We start from the raw sequence: 22,244 nt of genomic DNA on the forward strand, positions 1-22,244 counted from the left end.
NAGGCGCCGGCGCCGACGACGTGGTGGCTCTCGCCCTGCCCCGCGGCGTGGATCTCGTGGTCGCGATCCTGGCGGTCCTCGACGCGGGCGCCGGCTACCAGTACTTGGACCCGGCGCACCCCGCGGCCCGGCACGCCGAGCTGGTCGCGGATTCGCGTCCCGCACTGCTCCTGACCGACGCCGATTCGGCCGTGCCCGCGGGCATCCCGGTGCTGCGGCTCGCCGACCCACAGATCCGCGCGCGCCTGGGCGACCTGTCCGGCGCGCCGCTGGGAGAGTCCGAGCTCGCCGCGCCGCGGCACCCGGACCACCTCGCCTACGTCATCCACACCTCTGGTTCCACCGGTCGACCCAAGGGCGTCGCGGCCCGCACGGGCGGGCTCACCAGCCTGCTGCGGCATCATCGCTCGACCCTGGCCGATCTCGCGACGGGCGGCGACGGCGAGCGTCGCCTGCACTGCGCGCACACCTACTCCTTCTCCTTCGACGCCTCCCTCGACCAGCTGCTGTGGCTGCTGAGCGGCCATGCGCTGCACCTGTACTCGACGGAGACCGCGCGGGACGCCGATGCCCTGTTGGCCGCGTACCGCACCGACCGCATCGACGTCGTGGACACCACGCCGTCGATGGCGGCGCCGCTCATCGACGGCGGGCTGCTCGACGGCCCGCACCACCCCGCCCTGCTCATCCTCGGCGGCGAGGCCACCGGCCCCGCGCTGTGGCGCCGGATCGCGGACACCGGCGTGCCCGCCGTCAACGTCTACGGGCCCACCGAGGCCGCAGTCGACGCCACCGCCGCGGCGATCACCGGCGAGACGCCCGTCATCGGCCGGGCAGTGCCCGGGACCGCGGCCTACGCCCTCGACGGTGCGCTGCGACCGGTCCGGGACGGCGAGGTCGGGGAGCTGTACCTCGCGGGGCCGCACCTGGCCCGGGGCTACCTGAACCTGCCGGCCGCGACCGCCGAGCGGTTCGTCGCGGACCCGTTCGGGCCGCCCGGCTCCCGCATGTACCGCACCGGCGACCGCGTGCGCCGGCGCGGCGAGGCCGGCTACGAGTACCTGGGCCGCGGCGACGGCCAGGTGAAGATCCGTGGTTACCGGATCGAGTTGGCCGAGGTCGAGACGGCGCTCGCCGCCGTCGCGGGCGTCACCAGCGCCGCCGCCGTGGTCCGCGCCGATGCCGGCCGGGACCGGCTGGTGGGCTACGTCACCGGCTCCGTGACCGCCGACGGGGTGCGTGATGCGCTCACCGCCGCCGTACCCGACCACATGGTGCCGTCGGCGGTGATCGTGCTCGACGAGCTGCCGGTGACGATCAACGGCAAGCTCGATCGCGCCGCCCTGCCCGCGCCCGCAGTGCAGGCCGGCGGCCGCGCGCCGCGGACCGACCGTGAGCGGCTGCTCTGCTCGGTCGTCGCGGCCGCGTTCGACGTCGCCGAGGTCGGCGTCGACGACGACTTCTTCAGCCTGGGCGGCGACAGCATCAGCGCGATCACCGTGTGCAGCGAGCTGCGGGCGGCCGGGCTCGACGTGCGTCCCCGGGACTTCCTCTCCGGCAGCAGCTTCGCGACGCTGGCGGCCGGCGCCACCGCGACCGCCTCACAGCAGGAGGGTCCGGTCGTCCCCGCCGTGGGCGACTTCCCCGCGCCGCCGATCGTCGCCGCACTGCTCGAGCTCAATCCGGACCCGCGGGTGTTCGCGGGGTACGCCCAGTGGGTCGCCCCCGAGCTGCCTTCTGGCGCCACCGTCGAATCCGTGCGGGTGGCGCTGGAGGCCGTCGTCGCCGCGCATCCCGCGCTTCGGCTGCGCGTTGCGGGGCCCGCGTCGCTCACCGTCGATGAGGCCGCCGCGCCGCTCGACGTCTCCGCGGGCCCGGGCACCGTCGACGCCTCCGCGGCCGCACTGGCTTCCGAGCTCGACCCCGCCGCCGGCGTCGTGCTGCGCGCGCGGATCGTGCGCGGCGACGGCGCCCCGGACCGGCTGGTCCTGGTGATCCACCACCTCGCCGTCGACGGGGTCTCCTGGCGCGTGCTCCTGCAGGACCTGCCGCAGGCGCACCGGGATGCCGTGGCCGGCCGCCCGCCCGCGCTGCGGGCCGAGGCGACGCCGTGGCGCGCGCACGCCCTCGCCCTCGCCGAGCAGGGCGAGAACGGCACGTACCGTGCCGAACTCGAGCACTGGCGGGCCGCGCTGGCCGACGCCGAACGGCTCGGCGAACGGCTGCTCGACCCCGCGGTCGACCGGGTCGGCACCGCGGCGACCACGCACACCCGCACGGCCGGCCCCGTCGCGGCCGCCGTGACGGACGAACTGGCCCGCGCCTACCGCGCCAACGCCGAGGAGACGCTCCTCGCCGCCCTCGCGCTGGCCCTGCGCCGGCGCCGGCGCCGCGCGGGCCTCGCCCCGCAGCACGCGGCGACCGTCACCGTCGAGGGGCACGGCCGCGAGCAGGTGCTGCCGTCCGCCGATCTCGCGCGGACCGTGGGCTGGTTCACCGTGGAACACCCCGTCCGCCTGCCGATCCCGTTCGAGGATGCGGAGCTCGACGACGCCCTCGCCGGCGGCGCCGCGGCCGGGCGCCTGGTGCGCGCCGTCAAGGAGGCCCGCCGCGGCGTGCCCGGCCACGGCGTCGGCTACGGCGTGCTCCGGCACCTCGACCCCGAGTCCGGGTCGCTCGGGGCTGCGCCCGACGTGGTCTTCAACTACCTCGGCCGGTTCGCCACCCCCGACGGCGGCTGGCGGCTGCCGGGCGACACCCCGTTCGCGGTGATCGACCCCGCCGGGAAGGCGCTCGAGCAGGTGCTCGCGATCAACTGCTTCGACGGCGGCGACGGGCTCACCGTCGAGTGGACCGCGGCGGGCGGCGTGCTGGACGCCGCGGCGGTCGCGGAGCTGCAGGAGTGCTGGACCGTGGCCCTGGGCGGCCTGGCCGCGCACGCCGGGCGGATCGGGCCCGACGGCGGCGGCCTCACCCCGTCCGACCTACCGCTCGTGACGCTGGACCAGGCCGACATCGACCTGCTGGAGCAGGACGGGCCGATCGCCGACGTGCTGCCGGCGACCGCGCTGCAGGTGGGTCTCGCGTACCAGTCGCAGCTGCTCGCCGAGGGCGAGCCCGACGTCTACGCAGTGCAGGCCGCGACGTACCTCGACGGTCCGGTGGACCCCGACCGGATGGCCGCGGCGGCGGCGGAGCTGCTGCGCCGGGTGCCCTCGCTGCGGACCCGGCTGGGCTACACCGCCTCGTCCGACGTGGTGCAGGTGGTCCCCGAGGCGGTCCGACCCGACTTCGCGTTCGTCGATCTCACGGACCGTCCCGATCCGGCGGCGGCGTTCGCGGAGATCGCCGCGGCCGAGCAGGCCCGCCGGTTCGACCCGTCGACCGCCCCGCTCATCCGGTTCCTGCTGTGCCGCACCGGCATCGACCGGCACCGTCTTGCCCTGACCAACCATCACTCGTTGCTCGACGGCTGGTCCATGCCGATCGCGGGCCGCACCCTGCTCGCGATCTACGCCGAGCTCGGCGGCGGCCCCGCGGCCCCGGCCTCCGCCCCGCTCGCCGGCTACTACCGCTGGCGCGCGGGCCGGGACGTCCCCGCGGCCCGCGCGGCGTGGGCCGAGGAGTTGGCGGGCCTCGAGTCCCCGACGCTGCTGGCCCCCACCGGCTCCGGCGCCGCCGACGCGGCGCCCGAGCGCGTCCTGGTGGAGCTCGACGACGACCTGACGAGCGGCCTGGCCGCATTGGCCCGATCCCGCGGCGTGACGCTGACCAGCGTGCTGCACACCGCGTGGGGCCTGCTGCTGGGCCGCCTGACCGGCCGCCGCGACGTGGTCTTCGGGTGCCCCGTCTCCGGCCGGCCCGTGGAGGTGCCCGACGTGGGCACGATGGTCGGGCAGCTCGGCGAGTCCATCGTGATCCGAGTGCGGGCCACGCCGGAGCAACCCGTCGGCGAGGTGCTCGCGGACGTGCACCGCCGCGCCCTGGCCCTCTCGGACCATCATCACCTGGGCCTGGTCGAGATCACCCGTGCCGCGGGGCTGGGTGAGCTCTTCGACACGATGGTCGTCACGGAGAACTTCCCGCTCTCCGACCGGAGCGTGCAGCCGGTCGAACCCGGCCTCGATCTCACGGGCGTCGACATCACCGACGCCACGCACTACCCGCTCACCGTGGTCGTCCTTCCCGGGGAGCGCCTGACGCTCGGCCTGGGCTATCGCACCGACCTGCTCGGCGCGGAGACCGTCCGCGCCTACGGGCGCTGGCTCACCGAGGTGCTGCGTGCCCTGATCGCCGCGCCCGACACCCCGGTCGGCGCGATCGGCACCCTGCCCGCCGACGAGCGGGCCGCGATGCTGGCGCTGGGCGACGTACCGCTGCGCGGCGCGTACGGGCCGCTGCTCGAGGAGTTCGGCGCCCACGTCGCCGCGAATCCCGACCACCCCGCCGTCGTGTGCGAGGACCGGCAGCTGACCTACCGCGAGCTCGACGAGGCCGCCAACCGGCTCGCCCACCGGCTGCTCGCCGGCGGCGTGCGGCAGCAGGACGTGGTCGCGGTCTTCGCCGAGCGCGGGTTGCCCTGGTACGTCGCGGTGTTCGGCGTGCTCAAGGCGGGCGCGGTGTACCTGCCGCTCGACCCCACCTACCCGGCGGCGCGCCTGCGTTTCCTCCTCGAGGACGCGGCACCGTCGGCCGTGCTGACGTGTGGCGACGTCCCCGAGGCGGCCACCGCGGCCGTGCCCGACGGGGTGCCGGTGCGCGCCGTGGACCCGGGGGACGGCGCGGGCCCGGCGACCGACCCGGCGCACGCGCGCGACGGCCTCACGCCGGACGCCCTGGCGTACATCATCTACACGTCGGGCACCACCGGGCGGCCCAAGGGGGTCGCGGTGAGCCACCGGGGCCTGCCCGACCTCATGGCCTTCGTGGTGGAGGTGCTGGGCTTCCGCCCCGACGAGCGGGTGCTGCAGACCGGCTCGCCCGGCTTCGACATCTCGGTGCTGCAGGTACTCGGACCGCTGATGGCCGGCGCCACTTCCGTGATCGCCCCCGACGCCGTGCGCGTGCCGGGCGACGAGCTGCTGGAGTACGTCGCGCGCCAGCGGGTGTCGGTGATCAACCTGCTGCCCTCCTTCCTCGCGGCGATGCCCGACCACGCCGAGGTGGACCCGTCCGTGATCTTCATGGTGGGCGCCGAGCGCCTCGACCCGGAGCTCGCCGACCACTGGGGGCGCGACCGGCGCGCCCTGTTCAACTGCTACGGCCCGACGGAGGCGACGATCAACGCCGTCACCTGGCGGTACGAACCCGACGACCCGGGACCGCTGCCGATCGGCCGGCCCGACCCGAACCTGCCCTGCTACGTGCTCGACGAGGGGCTCAACCCGGTGGGCACGGGCGTGCTCGGCGAGCTGTACCTCGCGGGCGACTCGCTGGCGCAGGGCTACCTGCACCGGCCCGACCTCACGGCGGCCACGTTCGTGGCGAATCCGTTCGGGGAGAAGGGTTCCCGGATGTACCGCACGGGCGACCTGGTGGCCTGGCGAGGGGACGGCACGCTCTCCTTCCACGGCCGCGCCGATCATCAGGTGAAGATCCGGGGCCTGCGGATCGAGCTGGGCGAGATCGAGACCGCGCTCGCTCGGCAGCCCGGCGTGCGCGCCGCGGCCGTGCTGGTGCGCGACGACCGGCTCGTGGGCTACCTGGTGCGCAACGACGGCGCGCAGCCCGACCCGGAGGCGATCCGCACCGCGCTGGGCGCGGAGCTGCCCGCACACATGGTGCCCGCGGCCTACGTCGTGCTGGACCGGCTTCCCCTGGGGCCCACCGGCAAGCTGGATCGCGACGCGTTGCCCGCGCCTGCGGCCCGCGCCGTCGCCGGAGCCGACCGGGAGCCCGCCACCGCGGCCGAGGCGGCGCTCCTGACCGTCTTCCGCGAGCTCCTGGGTACCGAGGAGGTGCGCCTGAGCGATGACTTCACCGAGCTGGGCGGCGACTCGCTCGTCTCGCTGCAGGTGGTCTCGCGGGCGCGGCGGTGCGGCTTCGAGCTCAGTGCCCGCGACGTCCTGGAGGGTCGCTCGATCGCGGGCATCGCGGCACGCGCCGTCGCCTCCACACCTCCGGAGATCCCGGCGGGCAGCGACTTCGAGCAGTTCCTCGACATCCTGCGGCTCGACGCGAGCGCCGTCGACGTCTTCACCGGGCGCCATCCGGCCAAGGTCGGCGTGCACACCTTCGGCGGCCAGATCCTGGCGCAGGCGATCGTGGCCTCCGCCGCGACGCTCCCCGGCGCCGATCCCCTGCCCCTGCACGCTGCGCACACGCACTTCGTCGAACTCGGCACGGTCACCGAGGATCTCACCTATCGGGTGACGCGCCTGCGGGACGGCCGGACCGCGGCGAACCGGCAGGTCACCGTCGAACAGGACGGGCGGATCCTCGCCGTCATGACGCTCGCCTATCAGGCGGATGCGCCGAACCCGCTGGAGCACGCCGATACCGCGCCGGAGGCGGGCGATCCGCTGACCCTGCCGACGATGGCGGAGCGGTTCGCCGGCCACGAGGCGCGCCTGCGCGCCCTCGTGGACGCCTCGCATCCGATCGAGATGCGGTTCGCGTCGGATCCGGTGTGGGACAAGCGCGGGGGCACCGAGGGGCGCGGCCTGGTGTGGATGCGCACCGACGGTGCGCTGCCCGACGACCGGGTGCTCCACGACGCCGCCCTGGCGTGGGCGTCCGACCTCACGGTGCAGGACCCGATCATCGGCCGGCACGGGCTGGCGTGGGGCTACGACCGGGTCGGCGCGGCGACGCTGAACCAGTCCCTGTGGTTCCACCGGCACACCCGGTTCGACGACTTCCACCTGCTCGTGATGGATTCCCCCGTGGCGCGCGGCGGACGGGGCCTGTCGACCGGGCACTTCTACGCGGACGGCGAGCTGGTCGCCACGGTGACGCAGGAGGCGATGGTGCAGGTCCTCCCCGACTGAATCCCGCCCGGACTGCATCCTATTGGGCGCTAGACGCGAAGAGCCGCGGCCGGAGTGATCCGGCCGCGGCTCTTGCGGTGTGGAGCAGGTCGAGCGGTTACTTCGTGAACATCTTCTCGACGACGTCGAGGGTGGCCATGGCCTTGTCGAAGTCGGGGCGCTGCACCCAGTACGGCAGGTCGAAGGCCCGGTTCGCGGAGAACGCCGGGAGCGAGGCGTAGACCGGCTGCGAGCGCAGCGAATTCGCGTCGAAGGTCTGTCCGCTGAAGCCGACGATGAACACCGAGGGCTGCGTCACCGTGCTGGGCAGCTGCTCCGGGGTGATCTCGTAGGAGTCGCCTCCGGCGGTGTAGGGCTTGAACTTGCCGCTCGCGAAGATCGGGGCGGCCTCGATGCCCACCTTGGCGAACTCGGCCGGGACGCCGCGGTTCTCGATCAGGCCGTAGGCCTTGCCCTGCGCGGTCATCGAGAGGAAGGCCACGGGGCCGGGGGGCGGCGTGATGGCGGCCTTGACCTGCGCGATGCGCTCGTCGTACTTCTTCACGGCGTCCTGGTACACCTGCGGCTGGTCGAAGGCCTTGGCGAGGAACTCGAACTGCTGGTTCCAGCTCTCCGCCTTGTTGTCGACCACGAGGGTCGGCGCGATGGCCTTGAGCCGGTCGTAGGCGTCGTTCGTCTGCTTGAACGGGAAGCCCAGGCCACCGCCGACGATGAGGTCGGGCTTCTCCGCCGCGATCGCCTCGAGGTCGTAGCCGCCGGCCGGCCACTGCATGAACTTGGTTCCGGCCTTGGTGAAGTCGTCCTTCCACGCGTCGAAGGGCTGGGCCTTCGCGGGATCGCGGTCGGTGTACTCGGTGACCATGGCGGTCACGGGCAGGCCCAGGTCGTAGAGGTAGCCCGCGAGGTTGTAGTTCAGCAGCACGACGCGCTTGGGCTTGACCGGAATCGTCACGTCGCCCTTCACCGTGCTGACGGTGCGCGTCGCGGAAGCCTCGGTTCCGGAGTCGGTCGAGCCGCCTCCACACCCGGCGACCAGCCCGACGGCGCACAGGATGGCGACGACGTATCGCACGTGCTTGGCCATGAAGAAGCCCTTTCTCGGAGTATTTAGGACAGGCTTATCAAAGCACACCGACTCGCCGGCGTGGCACCCCACCTCTCGGTATATGAGGTTAGGGTAACCAACTTCTCATCGGTACGGTGGTGCCATGTTCCGCGCCGACGCCCCCTCGCCCGCTCGCACGGTCGCGCGCACCGTCGCGCTCTCCGTCGGCGGCCTGGTCCTCATCCTGTTCCCGGCCGCCGTCCTGCTCTCGCAGATTTTCGCCGCGCTCGACGCCGCAGCGGTGTTCACGCCCGCGTGGCGGGCCGTCGGCACCGTCGGCGCGCTGGCCACGGGCACGGAGCCGGCTCCGGTGGACGTGGCGACCGGCAGCGATCTCGCCTGGGCGTGGCAGTTCCACGCGGGCGCGCTCGTCCTCGGCGTGGTGGGCGGCCTCCTGTGGGGCGCGCTCGCCGTCCGTTCCGGCGCGCGGGGCGCCGCGGGCGTGGACCGCGCCGCCCGAGTGCTGCGCGGCATCGCGTGCGGCGTCCTGGCGGTCGCGATGCTGCTCTACGGCCTGGCCAAGGTGATCCCGGCGCAGATGGGCCACATGAACCTTCCCGCCTACCAGCTGCAGGCCGTGGGCGACACCGAGCCCTTCTCGCTGCTCTGGGGCTACATGGCCGCATCCACGCCCTACACGGTGGTCACCGGCGCGATCGAGCTCACCGCGGGGCTGCTGCTGATCGCGCCCCGCACCCGCCTTGCCGGGGCGCTGCTCTCCGTCGTCGCGCTGACGCAGATCGTGCTGCTCAACCTGTTCTACGACGTGCCGGTCAAGCTGCTCGCCGCCGAACTCCTGGTGATCGCGCTGGTCCTGGTGCTCCCGCACCGCGCGGCGCTGCTGCGGGCCGTCCTCCCCGCCGCGGCGTCGCCCGCGCGGCGGACCGGCACCGCCGTCGCGGCGGTCGTCGCCGCCGTCCTGATCGCCGCCACTGTCGCCGGGAACCTGGCGCGCGTCGACACCATGAACACCCCGCGCGATCCGCGCGACGGGGTCTGGCGCGCCACGGCACTGACCGTCGACGGCGCGCCCGCGCTCGCGACCGACGACGCGGGCCCGGCGTGGACGTCGATCGCGATCACGCTCCGCGGCACCGCGGAGCGCCCGGCGCGGGGGTCCGCGCAGGACAGCCTCGTCACGCAGACCCCCGACGGCGCCGTCACCGCCTGGGGTGTGCGGGCCGCCGGCGATCGGTTCACGGTGCGCCGGGGCGCGGGCACCGCACCCGTCGAGCTGCTGGTCAGGACGGTGCCCGACGGCCTGCTGGTGACCGGCACCGTCGACGGGCACCGGCTCGACGCGCGGTACGCGCGACGCGCGCTGGAGCGGCGTCACCAGATCCGGTTCGTCCAGGCCCCGTTCGATCGCACGCGCCCCCGGCTGTAATGGCACAGTGGTCTCCCATGGAGCTACGCATCTTCGTCGAACCCCAGCAGGGGGCCACCTACGCCGACCAGCTCGCCGTCGCGCGGACCGCGGAAGCGGCCGGCTTCGGCGCCTTCTTCCGGTCCGACCACTACGTGGCGATGAACGTCGACGGGGCGCCCGGTCCCACCGACTCGTGGATCACCCTGGGCGCGATCGGACGGGAGACGTCCACCATCCGCCTCGGCACCCTGGTGACCTCCGCGACGTTCCGCTTCCCCGGCCCCCTGGCCATCTCGGTGGCGCAGGTCGACGAGATGTCGGGCGGGCGCGTGGAGCTGGGGCTCGGCGCCGGCTGGTTCGAGGAGGAGCACGCCGCCTACGCGATCCCCTTCCCCGGCGTGAAGGAGCGCTTCGCGCGGTTCGAGGAGACGCTGGAGATCGTGACCGGCCTGTGGGATGCACAGGGCCCGTACACCTTCCGCGGTGAACACTTCTCGCTCGTGGACTCCCCCGCGCTGCCCAAGCCTGCGCAGGCGCACGTGCCGATCGTGCTCGGCGGTGCGGGGAAGAAGCGCAGCGCCGCCCTGGCCGCACGGTTCGCCGACGAGTACAACACGCCCTTCGTGCCGGTCGAGGAGGCCGCCGCGGTGTGGGCCCGGGTCGATGCGGCCGCCGTCGCCGCGGGCCGCGATCCGCAGTCGATCATCAAGTCCGCCGCCCAGGTGGTGTGCGGTGCCTCCGACGACGCGACGCTCGCGCGGCGGGCGGCGACCATCGGCCGCCAGTTGCCCGAGCTGCGCGAGAACGGCCTCACCGGCTCCGCCGCGGAGATCGTCGACAAGCTGGGCACCTTCGCCGAAGCCGGCGCCGCGCGGGTGTACCTGCAGGTGCTCGATCAGAGCGATCTCGACCACGTCGAGTGGATCGGTGCCGAGGTGCTGCCGCAGGTCGCCGGCCTGTAGTCGCCGAGACGCCGCAGAAACCGGCCCCCAGCTCAGTCGCGCGGAAGCATTTCCGTCGAGGACGAGCTGGGGGCCGGTTCGTGTTCGGCGATCAGGCGCTCGCGGCCAGGAGGTTGGTCGCGGTGCGATGCGCCAGCGCCATCGTCGTGATCATCGGGTTCACGCCCGAGCAGGTGGGCATGCCACTGGCGTCGGCGATCCACACGCCGCGGGTGTCGTGCAGCTCGCCCGACGGATCCGCCACGGAGGTAGCGGGATCCGCGCCGAGCGGGGCGCTGCACATCTGGTGCGCGCTGAACACCGGGGTACCGCCGGGGCCGATCGGGATCTCGTTGACCTTCGCGATGTAGGCCTCCAGATCGTCGCCGCGACGCCACGGTTCGAAGCGCTGGCCGGAGAGGTAGATCTGCTGGGCGCCCGCCGCCTCCTGCATCCGGATCGAGACCGCGATGCCCTCACGCAGGTGCTTGCGGTCCAGCTCGTCGTCGAAGGGATACGTGTGCACGGCCTCGCCGTCGGGGCCGATGGTGACGGTGCCCGTGCCGCGGTCCTTGACCAGCACCACCCAGTCGGCGCGGTTGCCGTACTGCGCGGCCAGCTCCTTGTGGCGCTCGCCGCCCAGCCAGGGCACGATGCTCGCGAACAGTCCCGGCAGGTGCTGCACGCATTCGATGAGGAAGCCGTACCCCGCATCGGCATCGGCGAACTCGTTCATCACCCCGGCCATCGCGGGTCCCTCCCACGGCGCCATCGGCTCGTCGTAGATGCCGCTCACCAGCGTCGCGGGGTGCAGGCGCAGGCTCTGCCCGACGGCGGGGCCGCCGATACCGGAGCGCAACAGGAGCGCCGGGGTCTCCAGGCTGCCGGCGGCCACGACCACGGTGGGCGCCTCGATCCGCACCGGCGTCTGCGCGCCGGTGGCGGGATCGGTGTGCACGCCCTCCACCCCGGTGGTGGCGCGCGTACCGTCGGCCGCGTCCACGGTGGTGACGGTGGCGATCCGGGTGTTCGGCAGCAGGCGCGCGCCGGCGTCGGAGGCGTCCTGCAGGAACGTGCGCATCGTGCCGTTCTTCGCGCCGGTCTGATCGCCCATGCCGCTGTAGGCGCTGCGCACCACGTCGTAGCGGTCCGGGTTCACGTTGAGGTCGGCGAGCCGGTAGGAGTAGCCCAGACCCGCCGCCCCGGCCGCGAGCATCCGGTGCGGACCGTTCTGCGTGGCGACCTCGCTGTTGCAGCCCATCCGCGAGAAGACCGCGTCGAGGTGCTCGTCGAACTCGGGGCCGAGGGCATCCTCGAGGCCGGCGTCGGCCCACTCCTTGCGCACCACGTCGGGGGTCCGGAGCGAGTTGGACCAGTTCACCGTGCTCCCGCCGCCGACGGTGGCGCCGGCCGCGAGCATCACGGTGCCGTCGGCCGTCGGGAAGAAGCCGCCACGCAGGAACAGGGTCTGGTAGGCGAAGAGCTCGTTCTGCACGAAGTCGGCCTCGTTGCGGTACGAGCCGCCCTCGACCACGATGACCTTCTTGCCCGCCCGGGCCAGCTCGGCGGCGGTGACGCCGCCGCCGCTGCCGCTGCCGACGATCACGACGTCGGCGGTGAGGGTCTCGCCCGCGGTCGGGGCGATCGTGGTGATGGTCTTGGGAGTCGCGGGCGGCGCGGACACCGGTCCCGGATAGCCCATTCCGGCCCAGAGCGGGTTGCGGCCCTGCTCGTCCATGAGGCCGTAGGCGATCATGGTGGACAGCTGGCACAGGCTCGCGACGGCGAGGCCCGCCTCGGGCGCGATGCCGGCGAGGTTGGCGAGGATGGCCTCGCGGATCGCCTGCGGCTGGTTCTTCATGCCGACGAGGGCGGCGGTGTCGAGGAGCTCGCCGAGGCCCTCCAGCTGCTCCTCGGGGAGGTGACCGAGGAGGTACTCCTCCACGGCGGCGTCGACCTGCAGGTCGCTGCCCTTGACGGCCCAGAATCCGGTGGGGTCGTCCTCGCGGGGGACCGAGGCGACGAAGGTGTCGACGACGGCGGTGAGGGTGGCGCGGCGGCGCGCGTCGAAGGTGAAGCTCATGGCTGTGTTCCTTACGGGAGTAGGTGCGGTCGGGTGGGCGCTCAGGGGAGCTGCATCGACTTGGTCTCGAGGTAGTCGTCGAGGCCCCACGCGCCGAACTCCCGGCCGTTGCCCGACTGCTTGTAGCCCCCGAACGGGGCGTGGATGTTGAAGGCACCGTCGTTGATCTGGACCTGTCCGGCCCGGATGCGCCGGCCGACGGCGACGGCGCGGTCGCGGTCCGCGGAGTAGACCGCGGCGTTGAGTCCGTAGGGGGTGTCGTTGGCGAGGCGGATCGCGTCCTCCTCGTCGTCGTAGGCCTGGATCACCAGCACCGGGCCGAAGATCTCCTCGCGCACGATCGCCATGTCCTCGGCGACGTCGGTGAAGACGGTGGGCCGCACGAAGTAGCCGCGCTCCAGCCCGTCCGGCGGCGTCGGGCCGCCCGCGACCAGCCGCGCACCGTCGGCGATGCCCTTCTCGATGTACCCGACCACCCGGTCGCGCTGCTGCGCGGAGACGAGGGGCCCGAGTACGGTGTCGGGCTCGAACGGGCCGCCGACGCGGATCTGCTCGACGCCCGCGGCGGCGATGGCCTCGACCTGAGCCATCGCGGCGCGCGGGACGAGCATGCGGGTGAGCGCGATGCAGGTCTGGCCCGAGTTGAGGAAGCAGCCGTTCAGGCCCGCGGTGACGGCCTCGACGAGGTCGGCGTCGTCGAGGACGACGAGCGGGGACTTGCCGCCCAGCTCGAGCGCGACCTTCTTGACGGTCTGCGCGGCGACGGCGCCGATGCGGCGGCCGGCGCCGGTGGAGCCGGTGAGCGAGACCATGTCGACCTCGGGGTGACCGACGAGGGCCTCACCGACGGACTGCCCGGTGCCGGTGACCACGTTGAACACGCCCTTCGGCAGGCCCAGCTCGTGGAAGACCTCGGCGAGCACGAAGGCGGTGAGCGGCGCGACCTCACTGGGCTTGAGCACGACGCTGCAGCCGGCGGCCAGCGCGGGCGCGACCTTCGCGACCACCTGGTGCAGCGGGTAGTTCCACGGCGTGATCGCGACGACGACGCCGATCGGCTCGCGGACGACGAGGGAGTTGTAGACCGTCTCCTCGAAGGCGTAGGTGCTCGCGACCTCGGCGATCGAGACGAGGGACTGCACCGGTAGGCCGGCCTGCACCACGTTGCTGTAGGCGAAGGGCATGCCCACCTCCTGGCTGACCAGGGTGGCGATCTCGGTCTGCCGGGCCTGCAGCGCCTGGGCGGCGCGGGTGAGGAAGCCGAGCCGCTCCTCCAGCGGGGTGCGCGACCAGCCGTCGAAGGCGGCGCGCGCGGCGGCGACCGCGGCGCTCGCGTCCTCGGCGGTGCCGGCGGCGACCCGGCCGATGACCTCCTCGGTGGTCGCGTCGACGACGTCGATGGTCTCGGTACCGGTGGACGGGCGCCACCGGCCGTCGATGTAGTGGCTGGTGCGGTCGATCATCGCGTGCTCCCTGCGGTCGGCTGTGTTGTTCGTCGCTTCCAAGCATCCGGTGTGATGGGCGTCATATTCTTGGCGTCATGAGCAAGGTTCACGCCGAGGCTTGTCCGTCGGAACAAAACGCCGGCCCGATGCGCCACCTGAGCCCGCCGGCCCGCGACTGGCTCACCGAGTTCTCCCGCAACGCCGAGAACGAGCAGATGCTGGACGCGATGGTGACGAGAGTGGACGACGCGATCGTCGCCGCGATCCCGACGATGGACGAGCCCCTGCTGCGCGGCGAGCTGGACGCGAGCACCCGCGCGCACTGGCGCGGCGTGCTCTCCTCGATCACCCGCAGCTCGCCGACGGCGAGCCCCGGGGAGGAGACGCACGACCTGGCCCGAACGATGGCCCGCCGCGGTTTCGAGATCCAGGTCCTGCTCGGCGTCTACCGATTCGGCCAGAACGCGGCGTGGGAGGTGTTCACCGAGACGACGGCCGCCGAGATCGGCGACGTGCAGGTGCGCAGCGAGGTGCTGCTGTACTTCTGGCCGCGCACCACGGACTGGCTCGACAACGCGATCGAGGAGATGATCGGCACCTTCACCGCCGAGCGGGAGCAGTGGCAGCGCGGCGCGCTCGCCCGGCAGTCCGCCGCCGTCGAGGCCGTGCTGTCCGGGCACGAGGTCGACGCGGACGAGGTCAGCGCCGCGCTCGGCTACCCGGTGCAGGCCGTCCACACGGCGTACACGCTGTGGGTGGACGAGGCCGTGGCCGACGCCGACGTGCAGCGGCTGCTCGAACGCGCCGCGGGCGCCGTGCACCGGGAGGTGCGGGGCGAGCACCGCCTGGCGCAACGGATCGGCGCCCGCTCACTCCGCTGCTGGAGCGCGGGGTCAGGGGCGCCCGAGGGCCGCGACCTCCCGCCGACGGTGCGCTGCGCCCTCGGCACCGCGCATCCCGGGCTCGACGGCTTCCGGCGCAGTCACGAGGAGTCCGCGGCCGCCCTCGTCGTCGCGCGGCGGACGAGCCGCCTGTTCGTCGCCTACCGGGACGTGGAACTCGCCTGCCTCGCACACGGCATCGCGGGGCCGGACGGGCCGTCGACGCTGGTGGAACGCGAGCTGGGCGCTCTCGCCGACGACACCGCGGCCGCTGCTCGGCTCCGCGACACCGCGCTCGCGTACCTCGGCGCCGGGTGCGACGCCCGCGCGGCGGGCGCGGCCCTGATGCTGCACCCCAACACCGTGCGCTACCGGATCCGGCAGGTGGAGCAGTTGCTGGGGCACCCGATCGGCGAGCGGCGCGTGTACGTCGAGCTGGCGCTGCACTCGGTGCGCGCCTTCGGCGTCAATCCTGTAGCGCGCCCTTGAGATAGGCGGCGGCGCCGAGGTGCTGCGCGCAGTCGTCGACGATGCTGACCAGGCGCACGGCGACGGTGACGGGCGGATCCCACGCCGCGTCGATCACGCGGGCCAGCTCCTCCGGTGTGACGGTGGCGAGGTAGCGAGTGGCCATGTCGTCGACGTCGCGGAAGTACCCGATGAGCAGCGCGTCACTGCCGTGCACCTCGGCCGCCTCGGCGCGGGAGTGGCCGTAGCCGGTCGACTCCGGCGGCAGGTCCAGCGCGAACCGGCCGTACCAGTCGTTCGCGGTCCAGACCTCCTCGACGCCCGCGATCGGCGCGAGCTGCGCGTCGATCACCCGCGCGCTGTGCCACACCAGCCACGCGATCGTGTTGGCGTCCGGCACGATCCGGCGGTTCGCGATGCCGGGGTCGAGTCCGTCGGTGACATCCTCCGCGTGCTCGAGGATGCGGGCGAACGAGTCGGTGAGCAGGTCCCGTGCAGCGGCTGAGTCCATACCTCCGACGGTACGCCTCGCCGCCCCGCCGAGCGCGCCCGTCAGCTCAGGTCGCGGGCCAGGTGCCGGGCGAGGACCGCGGCGAACTCGGCGGGCTCCGCGAGGGCGCCGCCCTCCGCCAGGACCGCGGTCGCGTAGAGGATCTCGGCCGCGTCCTCGAGCGCCGCATCGTCGCGGGCGTCGTCGTCCTGCGCGATGCGCTCCCGCAGGCCCTGGACGAGGCCGTTGTCCGGGTTCAACTCCAGGGTGCGGCGGGTCCGCGGCACGTCCTGGCCGCTGGCGCGGTACATCTGCTCGAGCTGCGGCGTGAGATCGAACTCGCCGCCCACCAGGCACGCGGGCGAGGTAGTCAGGCGCGAGGTGAGCCGCACGCCCGAGACCTTGTCCTCCAGCGTCTTCGCCAGCCATTCGGTGAGCGGCTCGAAGCCCTCCACCTCGGGGGCCTCGTCGCCGAGATCGGCCTCGCCCTTGGCGACGGAGACGAACCGCTTACCGTCGAACTCCGCGCCCGTCGTCCACAGCTCGTCGACCTGATCGGTGAGGAGCAGCACCTCGAAGCCCTTGGCGGCGAAGGCCTCCAGGTGCGGAGACGACTCCAGCTGCCCGCGGGACTCGCCCGCGGCGTAGTAGATGACGTCCTGCCCCTCGGGCATGCGGGCGACGTAGTCCGCCAGGCCCGTGGTGCCGTCCTCGCTGAAGGTCGACGCGAACGACGATGCCTTGAGCAGCGTTTCGCGGTTGTCCTCGTCGTCGAGCAGGCCCTCCTTGAGGACCGCGCCGAAGGCCTTCCAGAAGGTGTCGTACTTCTCCCGCTCGTTCTCCCGCATCGCGGTGACGGTCTGCAGAACGCGCTTGACGAGGCGCTTGCGGATCATCACGAGGTGCCGGTCGTTCTGCAGGATCTCGCGGGAGACGTTGAGCGACAGGTCCTGCGCGTCCACGACTCCCGTGATGAACCGCAGGTACGGCGGCAGCAGCGCCTCGCAGTGGTCCATGATGAACACCCGCTTGACGTAGAGCGCGGGCCCCGGCTTGGTGTTGCGGTAGAACATGTCGAAGGGCGGCATCGTCGGGATGAACAGCAGCGCCTGGTATTCGAAGGTGCCCTCGGCGCGGACCGCGATCGTCTCGAGCGGCGCGTCGAAGGCGTGGCCGATGTGCCGGTAGAAGTCGGCGTACTCCTCGTCCGAGACCTCGTCCTTGGGGCGGGCCCACAACGCCTGCATGGAGTTCAGCGTCTCCGGGCCGGGCGTCTCGGCATCGTCCACCTCGGCACCGTCGGTCGCGGCGGCCTCGGCAGCCTCGGCGGCGGGGAGGACCAGGCGGATCGGGAAGGCGATGAAGTCGCTGTAGCGCCGGACGACCGTGCGGAGCACGTGCTCGGAGGCGTAGTCGTGCAGGCTCTCGTCGCCGTCCGCGGCACGCAGGTGCAGGGTGATCGTCGTTCCGTGCTGCGCGGGCACATCGTCGCCGGTGAGATCCGTGACGGTGTACGTGCCGTGCCCCTCCGATTCCCACCGCGTGGCGGTGTCCTCACCGGCCCTGCGGGTGACGAGGGTGACGCGGTCGGCGACCATGAACGCCGAGTAGAAGCCGATGCCGAACTGGCCGATGAGTTCCGCCGAGGCGCCCTGCTCCTTGGCCTGCTTCGCCGCCTCGAGCTTGCGCTTGAGCTCGCCGGTACCGGACTTGGCGAGCGTGCCGATGAGGTCGACGACGTCGGCGCGGCTCATGCCGATGCCGTTGTCGGCGATGGTCAGCGTGCGCGCCTGCGCGTCGGGGCGCAGCTCGATGTGCAGGTCGGAGGCGTCGGCGTCGAGATCCTTGTCCTGGTACGCCTCGAGCCGCAGCTTGTCGAGCGCGTCCGAGGCGTTGGAGATCAGCTCGCGGAGGAAGACGTCCTTCTCCGAGTACACGGAGTGGATCATCAGCGACAGCAGCTGATCTGTCTCGGCCTGGAACTGAAGGGTCTCTGCGGTCACGTCGTCGCCTTTCTTTGATCACGGACGTTGCGATGTCGATTCTGCCAACCGGCCGAGCGCGACCGAACACCGGTCGGGGGCGCGGCGGGCCAGCCACCGGTGCGGCTGGGCCGCGCCGCGAACGCGGATTCCCGGTCCTCCCGCGATCGCTTCCGTTCCTTCATACCGGCGCAACGCTATGAAGAGTCGAATTCGATCGCGGGAGCCCGAAGATCAGCCCTGAACTGTCGGGAGCACGATCATCGAAGCGACGTTGACGTCTGCGGGGAGCGATGCGCTCCATGCCACCGCGTCGCCGATCGCGGAGGCCGGGATCGGCGGGTTTTCGACGGCGTATCGCCGCAGAGCGGCCGCAGCGTCCGGGTCCGTGACGCCCCCGGCGAGCTCGGACTCGACCATGCCGGGCTCGACGACCCGGACACGGACGCCGCGAGGACCGAACTCGCCGCGCAGATGCGCGGTGAGGTGCGCGACCGCCGCCTTGGTCGCGTTGTAGACCGAGTATCCGGGCAGCACCAGATGGGCGCCGATGGAGCCGATCAGGATCAGGTCCGACGGCCCCGACTCGGCGGCGCGCGTGAGGTCGTCGACAGTCGCACGCGCGGTCGCGAGGAGACCGGAGATGTTGGTCGAGACCATCCGGTCCCAGTCGCCCTCCTCCGCGCTATCGAACGCGGCCGGGAGCATGGCGCCTGCATTGGCTACCACCAGATCGAAGGCGCCGACCTCCTCGCGGAGACGAGCGATCGCGGACGTGAGAGAAGCGCGGTCGGTGACGTCGGCGACCGCGTGCGCGGCACCCGTCGCCGTGGCAACGGCGGCGAGGCGATCGGCGCGGCGGCCGATGAGCGCCGCCCTGGCGCCGGCGGCGGTCAGGGATGCGGCGGTGGCGGCACCGATGCCGCTGCCGGCGCCGGTGATGAGTGCTGTGCGATTCGTCAAGGAGGTCATGCGAGCAACGCTGCCCCGCGCGGACGACGCGCGGCAGGCCGTGGCGCTGGGGGGGGTAGCCGCGCTACCTGGCTGGACCTGGGCGGATGGGTAGCGTAGGGCGGGTGGACGAGAACCTCCTCGGCGAATTCCTCCGCGCCCGGCGCGAGCGCGTGGACCCGGCGACGTTGGGCCTGCGAACCATGGGAGTGCGCCGCACGCCGGGCCTGCGGCGGGAGGAGGTGGCCGCGCAGGCGGGGATCAGCGTCGAGTACCTGGTGCGCCTCGAGCGGGGCCGTGATCGCCGCCCCTCTCCCGCAGTGGTCGCCGCGCTCGCCGACGTCCTACAGCTCGACGCCGACGGCGCCTCGCACCTCGCGCAGTTGGCGGAGCTCCCCGACGGACGCGGTGGAGAGATCGTCGACGAAATGTCCGATGTGGTCCGTCGCCTCCTCGACTCGTGGCCGAACCCCACCATCGTGACCAACTCCCTGCTCGACCTGATCGGAACGAATGCGGCGGGCGCGGAGCTGCACCGCGGCATCGGCCTGGAGGGGGGCGACAACATGGTGCGGTCGCTGTTCCTCGACCCACGATCGCGGGAGGTGTTCCTGGACTACGACACGGTCGCGCAGGAGTCCGTCGGGAATCTGCGGGCGCTCTCGGGTGCGAATCCTTCGAACCCACGATTGATGGCGCTGGTCGGCGAGCTCTCGGTTCGGAGCACTCACTTCGCGCAGCTCTGGGGCGCCGGCGAGGTGCAGGCGAAGACGAACGGCGGCAAGGTGATCGCGCATCCCGACCTGGGCGTCGTGGAGCTGGAGTGGTCCACGCTGGAGGTAGCCGCGGCGCCGGGCCAGTTGATCGTGGCGTACCAGGCGCAGGAGGGCTCGGCATCGGAGCGCACGCTGGCAGCACTCGTCGCCCGCACGTCGTAGTCGCCACCGCCGGCCGTTCCGAAACCGTCGTTCTGCTGCGGCACGCGGGAAATACTTCGGCGTGGGCCAGGAGAACGTCGGTTTCGGAACGGGAAGGGCCCGGCACCGTCGAAAGACGATGCCGGGCCCTGAATTCCCTAGCCGAGTGGCTGGACTTAGAAGTCCATGCCGCCCATGCCGCCGGTCGGATCGACCGGGGCACCGGCCTTCTCCGGCTTGTCGGCGACGACGGCCTCGGTGGTGAGGAACAGCGCCGCGATCGACGACGCGTTCTGCAGCGCCGAGCGGGTGACCTTCACCGGGTCGTTGATGCCGGCGGCCAGCAGGTCCTCGTACACGCCGGTGGCGGCGTTGAGGCCGGTGCCGGCGGGCGAGTTGCGGACCTTCTCTGCCACGACGCCGGGCTCGAGGCCGGCGTTGAAGGCGATCTGCTTGACCGGCGCATCGAGCGCGACGCGCACGATGCTCGCACCGGTGGCCTCGTCGCCCTCGAGAGCGAGGCCCTCGAAGACGGCGCCCGACTGCGCGAGAGCGACGCCACCACCGGCGACGATGCCCTCCTCGACGGCGGCCTTGGCGTTGCGCACGGCATCCTCGATGCGGTGCTTGCGCTCCTTGAGCTCGACCTCGGTGGCGGCACCGGCCTTGATGACGGCGACGCCGCCGGCCAGCTTCGCGAGGCGCTCCTGCAGCTTCTCCCGGTCGTAGTCCGAGTCGCTGTTGTCGATCTCGGCGCGGATCTGCGACACGCGGCCGTCGATCTGCTCCTTGGAGCCGGCACCGTCGACGATGGTGGTCTCGTCCTTGGTGACCACGATCTGGCGCGCCTGGCCCAGGACCTCGAGGCCGGCGGTGTCGAGCGACAGGCCGATCTCCTCCGACACGACCTGGCCACCGGTGAGGATGGCCATGTCCTGCAGCATCGCCTTGCGGCGATCGCCGAAGCCGGGGGCCTTGATGGCGACCGACTTGAAGGTGCCGCGGATCTTGTTGACGATGAGCGTCGACAGGGCCTCGCCCTCGACGTCCTCGGCGATGATCGCGAGCGGCTTGCCCGACTGGATGACCTTCTCCAGCAGCGGCAGCAGGTCCTTGACGGTCGAGATCTTGCCCGAGACGAGCAGCACGTAGGCGTCCTCGAGCACGGCCTCCTGACGCTCGGCGTCAGTGGCGAAGTAGCCCGAGATGAAGCCCTTGTCGAAGCGCATGCCCTCGGTGAGCTCCAGCTGGAGACCGAAGGTGTTGCTCTCCTCGACGGTGATGACGCCTTCCTTGCCGACCTTGTCCATGGCCTCGGCGATGAGCTCACCGATGGCGGGGTCGCCGGCCGAGATGCCCGCGGTAGCAGCGATCTGCTCCTTGGTCTCGACCTCCTTGGCGGCCTTCAGCAGGTGCTCGGTGACGGCCTCGACGGCCTTCTCGATGCCCCGCTTGAGGCCCAGCGGGTTCGCACCCGCGGCCACGTTGCGCAGACCCTCGCGCACGAGCGCCTGGGCCAGAACGGTGGCGGTGGTGGTGCCGTCGCCCGCGACGTCGTCGGTCTTCTTGGCGACCTCCTTGACGAGCTCGGCGCCGATCTTCTCGTAGGGATCCTCGAGCTCGATCTCCTTGGCGATGGAAACGCCGTCGTTGGTGATCGTGGGGGCGCCCCACTTCTTCTCCAGCACGACGTTGCGGCCCTTGGGGCCGAGCGTCACCTTGACGGCGTCGGCGAGGGCGTTCAGGCCCCGCTCGAGACCGCGGCGGGCCTCTTCGTCGAACGCGATGATCTTGGCCATTGCGAAGTGATTCCTCCAGATAGGGGCCGGTTCGGCCCGTACTTTGGACACGTCTTCTAGGTCGATTCGATGCCCGCGACGGACGACCCGGCGTGTCACCTGCGCGGGTTGCGCACAGGGCCCGGTCTCACCTCTTCGACCTAGCACTCACGTAATCCGAGTGCTAAGTCGTTTCTAGCACTCGGCAGGGTCGAGTGCAAGGCGTTCGCCACGAGCGGAGGCCGCCGCGATCGGCGCCGTGCACCCGGGGGATCGAGGGGGCCGGATCGTCGTGGGCACGCGCCGCCCGCAGGGTTCGACGCGAGGCGCTTCCTACTCCTCGGTAGGATCCGGTCATGGCAACCCCCGTTCTGGAGTCGAGCGTCGTGATCGACGCGCCCGTGGAGAAGGTCTGGTCGGTCGTGTCCGACCTCGAGGCGATGGGCCGTCGCAGCCCGCAGTGCAAGAAGGTGTTCGTGTTCGGAGGCCCCCTCAAGGTGGGCACCCGCATGTTGAACATCAACCGTCAGGGCTGGAAGGTGTGGCCCACGAACAGTCAGGTCACCGAGTTCACGCCGAACGAGCGCGTGGCGTTCCGCATCACGGAGAACCACACCACGTGGAGCTTCACCCTGGTGCCGGACGGCGACAAGACGACCGTCGTCGAGCGCCGCGAGGCCAAGGACGGCAAGACCACGGCCGTCAGCAGCTTCCTCGTGGGCGCCCTCCTCGGCGGCAACGACGACTTCGAGCGCGGCCTGCTGGTCGGCATGAAGCAGACGCTGTCCCACATCAAGACCGAGGCCGAGGCGAAGTAGCCTCCCCGAACCGGACGAAGGGGCGCA

At 72.3% G+C, this 22,244-nt stretch carries 12 protein-coding genes and 1 pseudogene; 6 read left to right on the forward strand and 7 right to left on the reverse strand.

Going from position 1 to position 22,244, the window contains the following annotated elements; genetic code table 11:
• Position 1: 1 nt before the first annotated feature.
• Positions 2-6,989: pseudogene (locus ACNAYW_RS07050) on the forward strand (amino acid adenylation domain-containing protein); the annotation flags it as partial.
• Positions 6,990-7,086: 97 nt separating this feature from the next.
• On the opposite strand, the gene ACNAYW_RS07055 reads toward ACNAYW_RS07050, so the two are convergent.
• Positions 7,087-8,073 carry a Fe2+-enterobactin ABC transporter substrate-binding protein gene (locus tag ACNAYW_RS07055; protein ID WP_415848998.1) on the reverse strand — a complete coding sequence of 329 codons (987 nt, stop codon included), beginning with the start codon at positions 8,071-8,073 and terminating at the stop codon, positions 7,087-7,089.
• A 124-nt stretch (positions 8,074-8,197) separates the two neighbouring features.
• On the opposite strand from ACNAYW_RS07055, the gene ACNAYW_RS07060 reads away from it, so the two are divergent.
• On the forward strand, positions 8,198-9,481 hold the full coding sequence (locus ACNAYW_RS07060; RefSeq protein WP_415848999.1) for a hypothetical protein: 1,284 nt from the start codon (positions 8,198-8,200) through the stop codon (positions 9,479-9,481).
• A 17-nt stretch (positions 9,482-9,498) separates the two neighbouring features.
• Positions 9,499-10,425, forward strand: coding sequence for an LLM class F420-dependent oxidoreductase (locus tag ACNAYW_RS07065; RefSeq protein ID WP_415849000.1), 927 nt, complete (start codon positions 9,499-9,501; stop codon positions 10,423-10,425).
• 91 nt (positions 10,426-10,516) lie between these two features.
• Here ACNAYW_RS07065 and ACNAYW_RS07070 read toward each other — a convergent pair whose 3' ends face one another.
• Together ACNAYW_RS07070 and ACNAYW_RS07075 are read right to left on the reverse strand one after the other, a co-directional pair.
• Positions 10,517-12,487, reverse strand: coding sequence for a GMC family oxidoreductase N-terminal domain-containing protein (locus ACNAYW_RS07070; protein WP_415849001.1), 1,971 nt, complete (start codon positions 12,485-12,487; stop codon positions 10,517-10,519).
• Positions 12,488-12,528: 41 nt separating this feature from the next.
• Entirely contained in the window at positions 12,529-13,950 is a 1,422-nt protein-coding gene (locus tag ACNAYW_RS07075) for an aldehyde dehydrogenase family protein (RefSeq protein WP_415849002.1), read from the reverse strand.
• A gap of 77 nt (positions 13,951-14,027) precedes the next feature.
• Between ACNAYW_RS07075 and ACNAYW_RS07080 the strand changes: the two genes are divergently transcribed.
• Positions 14,028-15,302, forward strand: coding sequence for a PucR family transcriptional regulator (locus ACNAYW_RS07080; protein WP_415849003.1), 1,275 nt, complete (start codon positions 14,028-14,030; stop codon positions 15,300-15,302).
• Here the strand turns inward: ACNAYW_RS07080 and ACNAYW_RS07085 are convergent.
• The 3 genes from ACNAYW_RS07085 to ACNAYW_RS07095 form a co-directional block, all read right to left on the reverse strand.
• The gene (locus ACNAYW_RS07085) at positions 15,280-15,792 is read right to left on the reverse strand and encodes a mycothiol transferase (RefSeq protein WP_415849004.1); all 513 of its coding nucleotides are present in this window, start codon (positions 15,790-15,792) and stop codon (positions 15,280-15,282) included. The genes ACNAYW_RS07080 and ACNAYW_RS07085 overlap by 23 nt on opposite strands.
• Positions 15,793-15,833: 41 nt before the next feature.
• Positions 15,834-17,774 carry a molecular chaperone HtpG gene (gene htpG, locus ACNAYW_RS07090; protein WP_415849005.1) on the reverse strand — a complete coding sequence of 647 codons (1,941 nt, stop codon included), beginning with the start codon at positions 17,772-17,774 and terminating at the stop codon, positions 15,834-15,836.
• A 213-nt stretch (positions 17,775-17,987) separates the two neighbouring features.
• Positions 17,988-18,725 (reverse strand): SDR family oxidoreductase, encoded by a 738-nt coding sequence (locus ACNAYW_RS07095; RefSeq protein WP_415849006.1) that lies wholly within the window; start codon positions 18,723-18,725, stop codon positions 17,988-17,990.
• Positions 18,726-18,829: 104 nt separating this feature from the next.
• Here ACNAYW_RS07095 and ACNAYW_RS07100 point away from each other — a divergent pair, with 104 nt between their 5' ends.
• A complete protein-coding gene (locus ACNAYW_RS07100) occupies positions 18,830-19,642 on the forward strand; it encodes a helix-turn-helix transcriptional regulator (protein WP_415849007.1) in 813 nt (270 codons plus the stop codon).
• Positions 19,643-19,797: 155 nt separating this feature from the next.
• On the opposite strand, the gene groL is transcribed toward ACNAYW_RS07100, so the two are convergent.
• Positions 19,798-21,420 (reverse strand): chaperonin GroEL, encoded by a 1,623-nt coding sequence (groL, locus tag ACNAYW_RS07105; RefSeq protein WP_415849008.1) that lies wholly within the window; start codon positions 21,418-21,420, stop codon positions 19,798-19,800.
• 335 nt (positions 21,421-21,755) lie between these two features.
• Between groL and ACNAYW_RS07110 the strand changes: the two genes are divergently transcribed.
• Positions 21,756-22,217: an SRPBCC family protein gene (locus tag ACNAYW_RS07110; RefSeq protein WP_415849009.1), complete on the forward strand. Its 462-nt coding sequence runs from the start codon at positions 21,756-21,758 to the stop codon at positions 22,215-22,217.
• Positions 22,218-22,244 lie beyond the last annotated feature (27 nt).

Origin of the sequence: Tsukamurella ocularis, assembly GCF_965138335.1 — a bacterium.
Lineage (GTDB): Bacteria > Actinomycetota > Actinomycetes > Mycobacteriales > Mycobacteriaceae > Tsukamurella > Tsukamurella ocularis_A.